The 13,971-nt window shown below is 52.7% G+C and carries 14 protein-coding genes and 1 tRNA gene; 4 read left to right on the forward strand and 11 right to left on the reverse strand.

Annotated elements, in window-relative coordinates:
• Positions 1-2: 2 nt before the first annotated feature.
• Positions 3-76 (reverse strand) — tRNA-Val (locus tag AC1MDE_RS24900).
• 154 nt (positions 77-230) lie between these two features.
• Positions 231-1,604 carry an MATE family efflux transporter gene (locus AC1MDE_RS24905; RefSeq protein ID WP_058959751.1) on the reverse strand — a complete coding sequence of 458 codons (1,374 nt, stop codon included), beginning with the start codon at positions 1,602-1,604 and terminating at the stop codon, positions 231-233.
• 198 nt (positions 1,605-1,802) lie between these two features.
• Between AC1MDE_RS24905 and AC1MDE_RS24910 the strand changes: the two genes are divergently transcribed.
• Complete coding sequence (locus AC1MDE_RS24910; protein ID WP_034821656.1) at positions 1,803-2,453, forward strand: riboflavin synthase; 651 nt, start codon at positions 1,803-1,805, stop codon at positions 2,451-2,453.
• A 48-nt stretch (positions 2,454-2,501) separates the two neighbouring features.
• On the opposite strand, the gene cfa is transcribed toward AC1MDE_RS24910, so the two are convergent.
• Both cfa and punC read right to left on the reverse strand, forming a co-directional pair.
• The gene (gene cfa, locus AC1MDE_RS24915) at positions 2,502-3,650 is read right to left on the reverse strand and encodes a cyclopropane fatty acyl phospholipid synthase (protein WP_479414578.1); all 1,149 of its coding nucleotides are present in this window, start codon (positions 3,648-3,650) and stop codon (positions 2,502-2,504) included.
• A gap of 309 nt (positions 3,651-3,959) precedes the next feature.
• Positions 3,960-5,162 carry a purine nucleoside transporter PunC gene (punC, locus tag AC1MDE_RS24920; protein WP_097119275.1) on the reverse strand — a complete coding sequence of 401 codons (1,203 nt, stop codon included), beginning with the start codon at positions 5,160-5,162 and terminating at the stop codon, positions 3,960-3,962.
• 108 nt (positions 5,163-5,270) lie between these two features.
• Here punC and punR point away from each other — a divergent pair, with 108 nt between their 5' ends.
• Entirely contained in the window at positions 5,271-6,182 is a 912-nt protein-coding gene (gene punR / locus AC1MDE_RS24925; protein ID WP_479398393.1) for a DNA-binding transcriptional activator PunR, read from the forward strand.
• On the opposite strand, the gene purR is transcribed toward punR, so the two are convergent.
• Positions 6,179-7,204, reverse strand: coding sequence for an HTH-type transcriptional repressor PurR (purR, locus tag AC1MDE_RS24930; RefSeq protein ID WP_034821643.1), 1,026 nt, complete (start codon positions 7,202-7,204; stop codon positions 6,179-6,181). The genes punR and purR overlap by 4 nt on opposite strands.
• Positions 7,205-7,477: 273 nt before the next feature.
• Between purR and cydH the strand changes: the two genes are divergently transcribed.
• On the forward strand, positions 7,478-7,567 hold the full coding sequence (cydH, locus tag AC1MDE_RS24935) for a cytochrome bd-I oxidase subunit CydH (protein ID WP_097119278.1): 90 nt from the start codon (positions 7,478-7,480) through the stop codon (positions 7,565-7,567).
• A gap of 85 nt (positions 7,568-7,652) precedes the next feature.
• Here cydH and AC1MDE_RS24940 read toward each other — a convergent pair whose 3' ends face one another.
• Complete coding sequence (locus AC1MDE_RS24940) at positions 7,653-8,438, reverse strand: C40 family peptidase (protein WP_479398395.1); 786 nt, start codon at positions 8,436-8,438, stop codon at positions 7,653-7,655.
• 364 nt (positions 8,439-8,802) lie between these two features.
• Here AC1MDE_RS24940 and AC1MDE_RS24945 point away from each other — a divergent pair, with 364 nt between their 5' ends.
• Positions 8,803-9,138 (forward strand): Grx4 family monothiol glutaredoxin, encoded by a 336-nt coding sequence (locus AC1MDE_RS24945; RefSeq protein WP_480345171.1) that lies wholly within the window; start codon positions 8,803-8,805, stop codon positions 9,136-9,138.
• 90 nt (positions 9,139-9,228) lie between these two features.
• On the opposite strand, the gene rnt is transcribed toward AC1MDE_RS24945, so the two are convergent.
• The 5 genes from rnt to eptA all read right to left on the reverse strand — a co-directional run bounded on the left by rnt (position 9,229) and on the right by eptA (position 13,944).
• The gene (gene rnt / locus AC1MDE_RS24950) at positions 9,229-9,897 is read right to left on the reverse strand and encodes a ribonuclease T (protein ID WP_045813980.1); all 669 of its coding nucleotides are present in this window, start codon (positions 9,895-9,897) and stop codon (positions 9,229-9,231) included.
• Between the two features lie 108 nt (positions 9,898-10,005).
• Positions 10,006-10,413 carry a lactoylglutathione lyase gene (gene gloA / locus AC1MDE_RS24955; protein ID WP_479398397.1) on the reverse strand — a complete coding sequence of 136 codons (408 nt, stop codon included), beginning with the start codon at positions 10,411-10,413 and terminating at the stop codon, positions 10,006-10,008.
• A 109-nt stretch (positions 10,414-10,522) separates the two neighbouring features.
• Entirely contained in the window at positions 10,523-11,620 is a 1,098-nt protein-coding gene (gene nemA, locus AC1MDE_RS24960; RefSeq protein ID WP_480345165.1) for an N-ethylmaleimide reductase, read from the reverse strand.
• Positions 11,621-11,670: 50 nt separating this feature from the next.
• A complete protein-coding gene (locus tag AC1MDE_RS24965) occupies positions 11,671-12,267 on the reverse strand; it encodes a TetR/AcrR family transcriptional regulator (RefSeq protein ID WP_058959757.1) in 597 nt (198 codons plus the stop codon).
• A gap of 39 nt (positions 12,268-12,306) precedes the next feature.
• Positions 12,307-13,944, reverse strand: a complete 1,638-nt coding sequence (gene eptA / locus AC1MDE_RS24970) for a phosphoethanolamine transferase EptA (RefSeq protein ID WP_479398400.1) — start codon at positions 13,942-13,944, stop codon at positions 12,307-12,309.
• Positions 13,945-13,971: the final 27 nt, after the last annotated feature.

Below are 13,971 nucleotides of genomic sequence, written 5' to 3' on the forward strand. Positions count from 1 at the left end.
GGTGCGCTCTAATGGACTCGAACCATCGACCCCCACCATGTCAAGGTGGTGCTCTAACCAACTGAGCTAAGAGCGCAACATGCTGTCAGGGCGACAGCGGGGACGAATATTAACGGCAGGCCACGATGCTGGCAAGGGAAAAAATGATTTTCCATGACGACTGACCAGCATCTGTGCGACCCGCTGTTTTTTTAGGCATTGCAGGGGCAAATAACGGCCTGTTCAGCCACTTAGCGGGCCGCGCGCGCCAAAATTATCTGCGCCGGCAAACGTTGCAACCGAAGAATACGCCAAATCATCATCACGGCAGCAGACGTCAGGCCGACAATAAATCCGCACCAGAATCCCGCCGGACCGAGTTGCGGTACCACCCAGTCGGTCAGCGCCAGAATATAACCCACCGGTAAACCCAGTACCCAATAGGCAATCAGGGTGATAAAGAAGATGGAGCGCGTATCTTTGTAGCCGCGCAGAATCCCGCTACCAATGACCTGAATGGAATCTGAGAACTGATAGATGGCAGCGAGCAGCATCAGCTGGGCGGCCAGCGTAATCACTTCTGGATTGGCGGTATACAGTGCGGCGATATGTTCACGGAAGGTGATGGTGAAGATCGCTGTGATAGCGGCCATGCTGATACCGACACCTTGTCCCGTCCATGCCGCCACGCGCGCCTGTTCCGTTGAGCCCTGCCCAAGACGATAGCCCACGCGGATGGTGGTCGCGACACCGAGTGACAGTGGCAGAACGAACATCAGCGAACTGAAGTTCAGCGCAATCTGATGACCCGCAACTTTTACGATCCCCAGCGGAGAGACCAGCAGTGCCACCACCGCAAACAACGTGACCTCAAAGAACAGTGCCAGCGCTACCGGTAACCCGAGGGTAAACAGCCGAGACAAGATGACGCGTGAGGGCGGTGACCAGCGGCTGTTCATGCGAATATCGCGCATGCTCGCCATGCGTTTCAGCCAGAAACGCATCACCATAAACATTACCCAGTAAACCGAAGCGGTGGCGACACCACAGCCTACGCCCCCGAGTGCGGGCATACCGAAATGACCGTAAATAAAGACGTAGTTCAGGGGAATGTTAACCAGCAAACCCAAAAAGCCCAGCAGCATGGCTGGCTTGGTTTTTGATAAACCATCGCACTGATTACGCGCCACCTGGAAGAACAGGTAGCCGGGTGCACCCCACAGTAATGCATGGAGATAGCCTTCGGCTTTAGCCGCCAGTTGCGGATCGATATCGTGCATGGCATGAATCAAATAGCCGGCATTCCACAACACCACCATGATCAGCAATGCGACGGCCAGTGCCAGCCAGTAACCCTGACGCACTTGTTCCGCGATGCGTTCGCGGCGTCCTGAACCGTTGAACTGCGCAACGGTGGGCGTCAACGCCAGCAGAAGACCATGACCGAACAGAATGGCGGGAAGCCAGATAGAGGTGCCGACAGCAACGGCGGCCATATCCGTGGCGCTCACCGCACCGGCCATAATGGTATCCACAAAACCCATCGCCGTCTGAGCCACCTGAGCAAGGATGACCGGGATCGCGAGGGCCAGCAATTGACGCGCTTCTGTTAAATACTTCTGCACGTAACACCTGCTTAAATTAAGAAGAGAAGAGGGGAGATATCCCCAAAGAATGCGCGGCTAGTGTAGCGGTAGCGCTGCGTTCCACCAAACTTTGATCGCATTTTGTTAAGTTAATTGTGTAAAGTTTGAACTCCGGCAAATTAAACCGCGCTGCTCAAGCTGTGATAAACTGGCGCAAACTTCGCAGAGGCTGAGAGTATGTTTACTGGAATTGTGCAGGGCACGGCCGAAATTATCGCCGTAGAAGAAAAAGAGTTGTTTCGTACCCATATCGTACGTCTGCCGGAAGAACTTTTACCGGGATTAGCGTTGGGCGCCTCGGTGGCGCACAACGGCTGCTGCCTGACGGTGACGGCGATTGAGGGCGATCGCGTGAGCTTCGACCTTATCAAAGAAACCCTGCGCATTACCAACCTGGGTGAATTAGCGGTGGGCGATGTGGTGAATATTGAGCGCGCGGCGAAGTTCAGTGACGAAATTGGCGGACATTTAATGTCTGGCCATATTATGACCACAGCAGAAATCTGCAAAATCATCCAGTCTGAAAATAACCGTGAAGTGTGGTTTAAATTACAGGATGCTTCTCAGATCAAATATATCCTGCATAAAGGTTTCGTCGGTATCGATGGCATCAGCCTGACCGTGGGTGACGTCACTAAAAGCAAATTCTGTGTGCACCTGATTCCGGAAACGCTGGAGCGCACCACGCTGGGTGCGAAAAAACTGGGGCACAAAGTGAACATTGAGATCGATCCCCATACTCAGGCGATTGTCGAGACGGTGGAACGCGTTTTGGCCCAACGTGAAGCCGCGGCTATCGCGCTGGCGCAAGCCGCAGACGCTGAGTAATCCAATAAAAAAAGGCGCTGCGGCGCCTTTTTAAATTCTTATCCTTGATTACCGTGCAACGCGTAAACCACCTTCTTTACCGCGACTGAATACCACCTGCCACAATTGGATGTCACGCGCGCGGAAAGCGCCGGCGCAAGCATTAAGATAATAACTAAACATCCGTTTGAAGCGATCGCCGTATTTTTCTTCCAGTTGCGGCCAGGTCTTCTGGAATCGTTCATGCCATGCCATCAGGGTGGTGTCATAATCCGCACCAAAATTATGCCAGTCTTCCATAATAAAATGCTTCTCGCTGGCATCAGCAATTTGACGCACAGACGGTAAACACCCGTTGGGGAAGATATATTTATCAATCCAGGGATCCACATTCATATCGGTGGTGATGGCACCAATGGTGTGCAGTAAAAATATGCCGTCTGGTTTGAGATTGCGATCGGCAACGTCAAAATAAGTGGCATAGTTTTTCGGCCCCACGTGTTCGAACATGCCGACGGATACAATGCGATCGAACTGCAAATTCAAATCACGGTAATCCTGCAGCAAAATAGTCACGTCCAGCCCTTCACAGCGCTGCTGGGCTAACTTCTGCTGCTCAGCCGAGATGGTGACGCCATGCACTTTGACGCCATAATTGCGCGCGGCAAATTCAGCCAGTCCGCCCCAGCCGCAGCCGATATCCAGCAACGTCATGCCGGGCTCAAGCTGCAATTTACGGCAGATCATATCCAGCTTGGCATACTGAGCCTGTTCCAGTGTTTCAGCGTCTTTCCAGTAACCGCAGGAGTACTGCATAAAGGGGTCGAGCATCAGTGAAAAAAGATCGTTACCGAGATCGTAATGTTCTTTCCCGACAATCCAGGCGCGTTTCTTAGACTGTAAATTGGTTAAACGCGCGGCCGCAATACGCAAGGTATCTTTAAAATGACGCGGGAGTTGTTTATCCAGATGCTGTATCAGAACGCGATGGAAAAAGACATCCAATTGTTCGCAATCCCACCAGCCATCCATATAACTTTCACCCAGACCTAGCGATCCTTCCTGCAAAACACGTTTAAAAAAATCCGGATGCTTGACCTGAATATCCCAGGGGCGTGTGCCATTGACTGCAACATCAGCGCGTTCCAGTAATTCGTTGACGATGCGAAACCAGTGGTTTTCTTCAAGGCTCACTTCTTCTATACACGATGAACTCATAGCTTCTCCATCACCCTTCCGATTTGAACCTGTGGAAATAATAGTCAATTTCCTAAGGCCTGTGAGAGAACTCACGGAAAATCCGTGCGCCAGATATCCGACGTTTTACAGAGGTATGAATCTGAATAGAAATGTCTGGCACCAATCAGGAGAGGAAGATCGTGCAGACGCCATCCCAGCGACAGGGTCGCTTAAAATTAATGCAATTATGTTATTGATTTGTTGCAGAAATGCTGACCCACTGAGTATATGCTCACGTGGGTCAATATTCAACGGATTATCGTTAGTTTGCTAACGATAATCGTTGCATCAGTGATTATCTTCGCAGGGACGGGAGGTGTGAGCAATATCACTTTGTGCGTTTAAGCTGCGTTGCCAGATGAAGCCAGCCCAGGCCAGCACCACAGTGGCGACCATCACCAGTGTGGTGTTGTAGAGCGCCTGTTGTAATCCGGCAGAGACCAACAGGCTGGCGATAAAGCACAAACCCAGTTGCAGCAGATTTTGCAAACCTGCGGCTTTGCCCGTGGCGTGCGGAAAAGGCGCTAATGCGCTGGAAACCACAATCGGGTAAATGGCGCCATTGGCCAGTGCCATGCCACAGAAAGGCAGCAACAGAGCAATCAACGAAGGCGCAGGCAGCATCGCGACGACAAACAGACTTAATATGCTCAGGCTGTAAAGCACCAACAGCCACGGCAGCAGTTGCGATCCTTGATATCGGCTCAGCATCGCGCGGCAACCAAAGCCACCAATCAAAAATGCGATGGTTTGCGGAATATAGCTCAGACCAATATCGGCGGGCGTTAAACCCGCAGACGCCAGGATAAACGGCGAACCGGTTAGCCAGGCAAAGAAACTGGCAGAACAGGCAGAGTAGATCAGCACGTTGCCGCTGTAGACACGCGTGGAGAGCAGATTCAGCCAGCCGGGTTGCGGAGCATTATCTGCTTTGGCTTTTTTAGGCGCAGCAAGCTGCAGCGTGCCGATGACCAGCAGCACGGCAATGATCGTCAGCACGACAAAGATACTGCGCCAGTGGAAATGGCCCATCAGCCATGCACCTAACAAAGGTGCCAGCGCAGGAGAAAGGGCAACCAGCGGCATTATGGTAGCAAAAACTTTATTGGCCTGGGCTTTGGGGTAGCGATCGACCACCAGTGCCTGCCAGCTGACCGCGGCGGCGCACACGCCAACCGCCTGCACAAAGCGCAGTGCCAGCATCATATTGACGTCCGTCACCCATAACATCCCCAGGCAACCCAGGGCAAAAATCGTCAAACCTGCCAATAAAATGGGTTTACGTCCAAAGCGATCTGATAACGGTCCCCAGAATACCTGGGCGCAGGCAAAACCACCGAGAAATAGACTGAGGCTGGCGCTGATGGTGCCCGGCGCGGTGGCGAAGTCACGCTGCATATCGCCAAAAGCAGGCAGATACATATCCGTAGCGAGGAAGCCGAGCATGCTGAGCACGGCAAGATAGGGCATAAATCCTTTTGACGACAACATAGTAATTCTCATTGGCAGATTGAACGTCGGGGAGTGTAAAAGAGTGCGTCATTCTTTGTGAAACGCTAATATTTGCGCAGTGCTGTTAAAATTTTTGAAGGCAAAAGTATGTGGTCTGAGTATGCGCTGGAAGTAGTGGACGCCGTCGCGCGCAATGGCAGTTTCAGCGCAGCGGCGCAGGAATTACATCGCGTGCCCTCTGCCGTTAGCTATACGGTGCGCCAGCTGGAAACCTGGCTGGCCGTGCCGTTGTTTGAGCGTCAGCACCGTGAGGTGGTGTTAACCCCTGCAGGCGAGCATTTTGTGCGGGAAGGGCGATCTGTTATCAAAAAAATGCTGGCAACCCGCAGGCAATGCCAGCAACTGGCGAATGGCTGGCGCGGACAGCTCAGTATTGCCGTGGATTGCATTGTAAAACCCCAGCGTACCCGACAACTGGTAAAGGATTTTTACCGTCATTTCCCGGATATGGAATTGATCATCAGTTACGAGGTATTTAACGGTGTATGGGATGCCTTAGCAGACGGGCGGGTCGATGTGGCGATTGGTGCCACCCAGGCAATCCCGGTGGGTGGACGTTTTGCCTTTCAGGATATGGGTGCTCTCAACTGGTGTTGTGTGGTCAGTCCTGATCATCCTCTGGCCGCGAGTGCCGATCTCAACGAAGAAGCGCTGCGTGCCTGGCCATCGCTGGTACTGGAAGATACCTCTCGCGCATTACCACGACGCATGACCTGGACATTGGATAATCAGCGGCGTTTAGTGGTGCCAGAGTGGGAAACAGGGATGGATTGTTTGCAGGCGGGATTGTGCGTGGGCATGGTGCCGGGCCACCTCGCGCGACCTTTACTCGACAGTGGCGCGCTGGTGGAGCTATCACTGCCGCAGCCGTTTCCGGAAAGTCCCTGCTGCGTCAGTTGGTCAGAACAGCGTGCGTCACCCGCGCTGGAGTGGTTACTCGCCTATCTTGGCGATGCTGAAACGCTGAACCACGAGTGGCTCAGCGAAAATCAGCTTTAACGGCGGTAATCACGGAATGGACCGTCCGCCACGGAGCGACGCTCAATCAGTGTAGGCTGGACCTCAATGGTTTGCGGCTCTTCGCGTTTGCTGGTGATGCGATCCAGCAGCATTTCCAGCGCTTTTTTGCCCAACTCCGCTTTCGGCTGGTGAACTGTAGTGAGCGCAGGGGTGAAGTAGCGCGCGTTGCGCACGTTATCATAGCCAATCACGGAGATGTCCTGCGGCACGCGCAGTCCCATCTCATCGGCGGCACAGATCGCGCCCATCGCCATGATATCGCCCCCGCAGAACACGGCGGTCGGACGCTGTTTCTGATTAAGGATCTGCTGCATCGCCTGATAACCCGATTCTGGCTCGAAGTCGCCCTGAACAACCCATTCAGGCCGCACGGTCACACCGCCTTCGCTCATCGCCTGCAGGAAGCCCGCATGGCGCCCGCCGCCGGTGTTGCGCTCCATTTGACCCGGAATCGCACCGATATCTCGGTGACCGCGCTCGATAAGGTAGCGTCCAGCCAGGTAACCCCCCTGGAAGGCGTTATCCTGTACGGTATCGGTGAAGTCGCCGCGAGAGGCGCCCCAGTCCATCACGACCATCGGAATGTTGCGGTTGTCTTCCAGCATCTGCAGCAAATCGTCAGGATACTCGGAGCACATGACTAACAGACCATCCACACGCTTTTGCGCCATCATCGACAGGTAAGCGCGCTGCTTTTGCAAATCGTTATGTGCGTTGCCCAGAATCAAGGTATAGCCGCGTTCGAAACAGTGGTTCTCAACCGCTTCGATAATTTCGGCAAAGTAGGGCGCTTCGCTGGAAGTGGCTAACAGTCCCAGCGTTTTGGTGTGATTCACCTTCAGACTACGCGCAACGGCGCTCGGCGAATAGTGCAGCTCTTTAATCGCTTCCCATACGGCGTTACGCGTTTCCTCTGCAACAAAACGCGTTTTGTTGATGACATGCGAAACGGTGGTGGTAGATACACCCGCGCGTTTCGCTACATCTTTAATTGTTGCCATGAAAAAGGTACTCCCCGGCTTATCGCAACTTACTGATAAGTATATTGTTAAACGTTTGCGTCTGCGAAGGGTTTTATGCCCTAAAAGGGGGGCAAATCTGCCGTATCAGGCAGGGAAAATCACTTCAGCAGGCTGTAAATACAGCATGCGCAAAATCAGTTGCGCAACGAAAGGCGGCGATTCTAGCAAGCCAGCGCGGATAAGACGAGATTTTTGCCCACCGCTGTGCGAAAATTGTTTTAACCCTAATAAATGTGTGACTAAGGAGAAGTGATGAGTACAGATTTAAAGCTGGCGCTAATGACCACGGTTGGCGCACTGTTGATGATTATTGCGTTTAGCTTCACCGCCATTCTTCATTAATTCAAAGCGCATCAATAAAAAAAGCCGGCACTGATTAAGCGTCCGGCTTTTTTTGTGGCGAGAGCCACAGGATGTTGCGCAACAATTAGCGAATAGTTTTTGGAGTCATCATACGGCGCGCACCGACATAGTGTTTCTGCCAGTAGTCTTCGCCCAATGCGCTAATCTGAATGTCTTTACCGGTGCGGGGTGACTGAATAAATTTACCGTTGCCGAGGTAAACGCCCACATGATCGGCAGTCCCGCGATTATTGATGCGGAAGAATACCAAATCCCCTTTCTCCAGCATCTCACGCTTAATGGGCGCGGCATCGTGCAGGTGATACATCTCATTCGCCGTGCGTGGGAATTTGTATTTGACGAGATCTTTATAGGCATACCAGACTAAACCACTGCAATCGAAACCGGTATGGGGTGAGGTGCCACCCCACTGGTAAGGCTTGCCCAGTTGTCCCATCAACTTCGTCATCGCGGTTTCGCGTGCCTTTTGGTAGCGCAGGCGGTGGGATTTGCTCATCTTGATGCCAGTGAGTCCCTGAACTTCATCGTCCACATCTGGGGACTTTTTCGCGAGGCGTTGATGGCCATACTTTTTCAATGGCGACTTCAGCAGGGATTTTTTGCGGCTGGATTTGTTTAAGGCGGTTTCGGTTTTACTCTGCTTTTTCAGCTTGAGCTTCTGCACGGTGGTCAGGCGAGACTTTTTAGCCGTTGATTTAACCGGGCGTCGCTTGCGGCGCTCATCTTCACGCGCACTTTTTTTCTCAGCATTATGCAAACTGGCATTAATCGGGGCATGCTGAGAAGCAGAAGCCACGTTAAAAAACAGTTGCGCAAAAGCCAGTATGAAAAGCGTAATCAGTAAACGCATAGTCCGGTTACAGGTTAAGCAGTCTGGCAAAAAGCAGGCTGCGGCAGAGTAAGAGAAATCTGATCAACGATCAGCGCCGAAGCAATTCTAATCCACTTTTTTTCCAAAAGGTAAGGCCTTTTTCTATTAATCTGTTACCAGGTAGATAATGTCGCTAAATTGAGCGATTTCAGCTGTTTAACGCAGCGAAATTATTGCTAATTATTAATTTGTTCATGCTTATTAATGATAGGAAAATGTTATCTGTACCCTCAGCACTTAACAAACATGGCGATCAGCTGGTCGGTAACGCAAAATCCCGTTTTCAGTGCGGGGCTGAAGTCGCTACAATAAACAAACACGAAGTGAAGGATTAAGGAAGGCAATAATGAGTACTGTTGAAAAAATTCAGCGCCAGATCGCAGAAAACCCGATTCTGTTATACATGAAAGGTTCCCCGAAACTGCCAAGCTGCGGTTTCTCAGCACAGGCTGTGCAGGCGCTTTCTGCCTGTGGTGAGCGCTTCGCGTATGTGGATATTCTGCAAAACCCGGATGTCCGTGCAGAATTGCCAAAATACGCCAACTGGCCGACTTTCCCGCAATTGTGGGTGGATGGCGAGCTGGTCGGCGGTTGCGACATTATCGTTGAGATGTTCCAGCGTGGCGAATTGCAGCCGCTGGTGAAAGAAACCGCTGAGAAGTATAAAGAAGCGGAATAATTGCGAAGGCCGACACATGTCGGCCTTTTCTTTGCGTACTCATCCGGCAATCAGCCAATCAGCCAATCAGCCAATCAGCCAATCAGCCAATCAGGCAGAGGCATCGTCTTCAGTCTGTTCTTCACTGAAAGCCAGTGGCCAGCCCCCCAAACGTTTCCAGCGGTTCACCAACTCACAGAACAGCGTGGCCGTTTGCTCGGTGTCGTACAGCGCGGAGTGCGCCTGCGTGCTATCAAACTCCATCCCCGCCGCTTTGCAGGCTTTTGCCAATACCGTCTGTCCCAACACCAAACCGCTCAGTGCCGCGGTATCAAAGGTCGCAAACGGATGGAAGGGATTACGCTTCAGGCTGGCGCGTTCGGCGGCGGCCATCACAAAGTTCAAATCGAAAGTTGCATTGTGCGCCACGATAATGGCGCGATTACAGCCATGATCTTTGGTGCCTTTGCGCACCATCTTGAAGATAGCATGCAGCGCTTCGTATTCGCTTACCGCGCCGCGTAAAGGGTTGGAGGGATCGATACCGGTAAACGCCAGCGCCGCAGGATTCAGGATCGCGCCTTCGAACGGCTCAACGTGAAAGTGCAGGGTTTCATCACGGTGTAACCAACCGTCCTCATCCATCTTGAGCGTGGTGGCCGCAATTTCCAGCAGTGCATCGGTTTGCGCGTTAAAGCCGGCGGTTTCGACGTCAATAACCACAGGATAAAAACCACGGAAGCGTTGATGAAGAGCGTTTAAGGCGTTCGATTCAGACATCAGGATCTCATAGCAAGAAATGGGGCAGCGCGCATTATGGCAAAAATTACAGGAGGGTGCAGCAGGAGAGGGAAGTCAGCCTGCAAATTAGCAGACTGACTAACGGCATCAGTGACCGAGGCCGTGACCAGCCTGTTTGTTTTCGATCAGCTCGATTTTGTAGCCATCGGGATCTTCAACAAAGGCAATAATGGTGGTGCCGCCTTTTACCGGACCGGCTTCACGCGTCACGTTGCCACCGACACTGCGGATGCGCTCGCAGGTCTCAGCGACGTTATCGACGCCCAGCGCGATATGACCATAAGCATTTCCGAGGTCGTACTTGTCCACGCCCCAGTTGTAGGTCAGTTCGATCACCGCGCCTTCACTCTCTTCGGTGTAACCCACGAAAGCCAGGGTGTATTTGTATTCGGTGTTTTCGCTCTGACGCAGTACGCGCATGCCCAGCACACGGGTATAAAAATCGATAGAACGTTGCAGATCGCCAACGCGTAACATGGTGTGAAGTAAACGCATAACATCCTCTTTTGAAAAGTCATCAGGGAATGACAAAGACTAGCAAGTATAGCCAGTTAATGCCCTGAAGAAACAGCACTGCCGCACATCCGGTACGGCAGCTTGATTCTTACAGGCTTGGGTAATCCGTATAACCTTCAGCGCCGCCGCCGTAGAAGCTTTCCGGACGCTGTGGATTCAGCGGTGCGTCTTGCTGCAGACGCTCAACCAGATCCGGGTTAGCAATAAAGTCGCGACCAAAGGCCACGGCATCAATCAAGCCACGTGCAATCAGGTCGTCAGCTTTCTCAACGCTGTAAGCACCCGCACCGATAATTACGCCTGGGAACAGCGCACGCACTTTTGCACGGAAAGCATCGCTGTAAGGCTGGCCACCGGCCCAGTCTGGTTCAGACAGGTGCAGATACGCGAGACCACGCTGGCCCAACTCGGAGATGTACCACAGCGCTGCAGCTTCTTCATCGGCACCATTTTCCAGATTCTGGAAGGCTCCGATTGGCGAGATACGAATGCCGATACGATCGGCAGACCAGTTAGCAATCGCCGCATCCACCACTTCCAGCGCGAATCGACCGCGTTTCTCAATCGAGCCACCGTATTCATCGGTACGCTGGTTGGAACCCGGCGCCAGGAACTGGTGCATCAGGTAGCCGTGGGCAGAATGCAGCTCCAGCAGGTCGAAATCGGCTTCACGCGCGTTTGCCGCCGCCTGACCGAAATCTTTTACGATCTGCTGAATTTCCGCCACGCTCAATTTACGCGGCAGGGAGGTATCTTCACGGTAAACAGTGCCATCTTCAGCACGCAATGAGGTACGCGTGCCCGCAGCCAGAGCTGAGGGTGCAACAGGCGCTTTGCCTTCCGGCTGAACGCTGTTATGCGAGATACGGCCGGTGTGCCACAGTTGCACCGCGCTGTGACCTTTCGCCGCATGAATGCTTTCGTTGATCACTTTCCACGCGGCAATTTGCTGCTGAGTATGCAAACCCGGTGCACCAGCATAACCTTTCGCCTGGAAAGAGATCTGCGTTGCTTCAGTAATGATCAAACCGGCGCTGGCGCGCTGCTGATAATATTCCGCCATCAGCGGGGTTGGGATGTCGCCCGGCTCAATGCTGCGCAGACGCGTCAGCGGTGCCATAAATACACGGTTAGGTACGGTAATCGCGCCCACTTTGAGTGGGGAAAACAGCTGTTTACTCGCCATGATGACTCCTATAAGTAGACCGGTCGTCTAGAAACTGCGGTTTTTAAAAATCAGCGGCCATTCAGCCACTGTTCAATGGTTTCAAGTGCCAGGGTAATCGGGCCTGACTCTCGCGAAATTTTGCTTTGCAAACTGGCGCCTAACCACAACAGGTAACAGCGCTGTGCCAGTTGCTCGGGCGTTTGTCCATACGGCAGCGGCTGTTCAGCGGCGACTTCGCTCAAACAGCGGGCATAAGTCGCGATCATAGCGCTGGCACCATGCTGCAAGGCATCACGCATCGGTTCTGATAAATCGCAGACTTCCGCCGATAACTTCACACCCAAACAGCCCACGATATGGCCTTGCTCGATAAATAGCGTTGCGCCATAGCGGAAGTGGGCCAGCAAACGTTCCCGAGCTGACAAGCCCGGCTGATTTAACTGTTGATCGACCTGCTGCAGGTAGTTAACGAAATAGCGTTCCAGCAACGCCACGCCAAAAGCTTCTTTGGAGCGGAAGTAGTGGTAAAACGATCCTTTGGGCACTTCCGCCAGCGCCAGCATTTCGCTCAGGCCCATGCCGGTAAAACCGCGTTGCAGACAAACCTGCTCGCCAGTAGCGAGCAGATGTTCACGGGTTTCGTTGCGTTGCACAGTCTTGTTCATGGGCCACACAGTATTAGACCAGTCGGTCTAATGCAAACCTTATCCGGCATTTTGGCACGATCTGATCATGTCCAGTTGCGGTTGGTACTCTTGCGTTTGGATGTTGAACATGCCCAAAACCGTATGGAAAAGATTGTCTTGCGACACTTTCTCACTCGCGGCCTGCTGGCGTAAACAGGTCTCGTTAATGTGGAACGCCGACGCATAGCCTGGTGACATCCACATCAACAGTGGGATATGTGTCTGCTGTGAGGGCGCAAACATATAAGGCGCACCGTGCAGATACATACCGTGTTCACCCAGTGATTCACCGTGATCTGAGAGATAGACCAGCGCTACGTTGAAGCGATCGCTCAAAGCTTTGAGTTTATCAATGGTGCGGCTCACCATATCGTCGGTGTACAACAGAGAGTTATCATAGGTATTCACCAACGCCTGATGATCGCAATCCTGAATCTGGTTGCTATCGCAGGTTGGCGTGAAGCGACGGAATTCCGCCGGATAACGCTGATAATAGGCCGGACCGTGGCTGCCCATTTGATGTAACACGATAATCCCGTCATTGTGCAGACTGTCCACATAGTTATCAAAACGATGCAGCAGAACATCATCGAGACAGAAACCATTGTGGCAATATTGCGATAAATTCCACTGTGTCATATCGGTGTGCGGCACGCGATCGCAGGCGCCTTTACAGCCGCCATCGTTTTCGCGCCACAACACACTGACTCCGGCGTGGGCGAGAATATCTAGCACGCCTTCCTGATGATGCGCCAGGTTGGCGTCGTAATGCTCTCGCGGCATGTTGGAGAACATGCAGGGCACAGAAATGGCGGTCTCCGTGCCACAGGAACTGGCGTCGGGATAGTAGATAACCTGCTGTTTTTTCAGTTCAGGATTGGTTTCACGCGCATAACCGCCAAGAGAGAAGTTCTCAGCACGTCCGGTTTCGCCGACCACTAATACCACCAGCGTTTTCTTCGGTTCCGCGGTGATCAGCGGGCCTTTTTTGGCATCCTGGCCAATTTTGACCAGCGCCTGGCTGCCTTGCAGATAACGCTGATCAACGTAATGACCGGTGCCGCTGACAATATTGGCCGGGGTGATCATCTTCACCAGCCCTTTATTGTTGCGAATCAGCGAAGCGTAATCTTTGTAGAACAGCACCGCCATCAGCAGAATCAGCAAAATCGCACCCAGCGCCCCGGCCAGGCGTTGCAGCAGGCTCCACCACCAGCGTTGGCCCGTTTTAATGCGCACCATGCAAATGGCGGCGACGGGCACCAACCCCATCAAGATCATCCACACCACATAACCACTGCTGATCAATGCTCCAGCTTCCTGAGCATCCGACTCAAACACGTTTTCGATCATGTTGGTGTCGATCACCGTACCGAAGCTGTGCATAAAGTAGTTAGCGGCGGCGCTGGCCAGCACCAACAGAATAAGCAGCGGCTTGCGAACATAGGGCCATGCCAGCAACGAGAAAATCAGATAGAACGCAGAGGCCAGCACCACCGGAATGCTGGCAGCAAACAGGTAATCGTGAAGGCGATCGTAAGGGATAATTTCCCACGCCCGCAGTAGAAACAGGGCGTTGAGCACGAGGGTAAAAAACAGGGCGGCAATCAGATTAAAACTGCTGGCATGGCACTGTAACTTGTTCGGGAATTTCATGAAAACTCAGTAGCAGGATGGAATGTG

Source organism: Pantoea folii, from assembly GCF_056678875.1.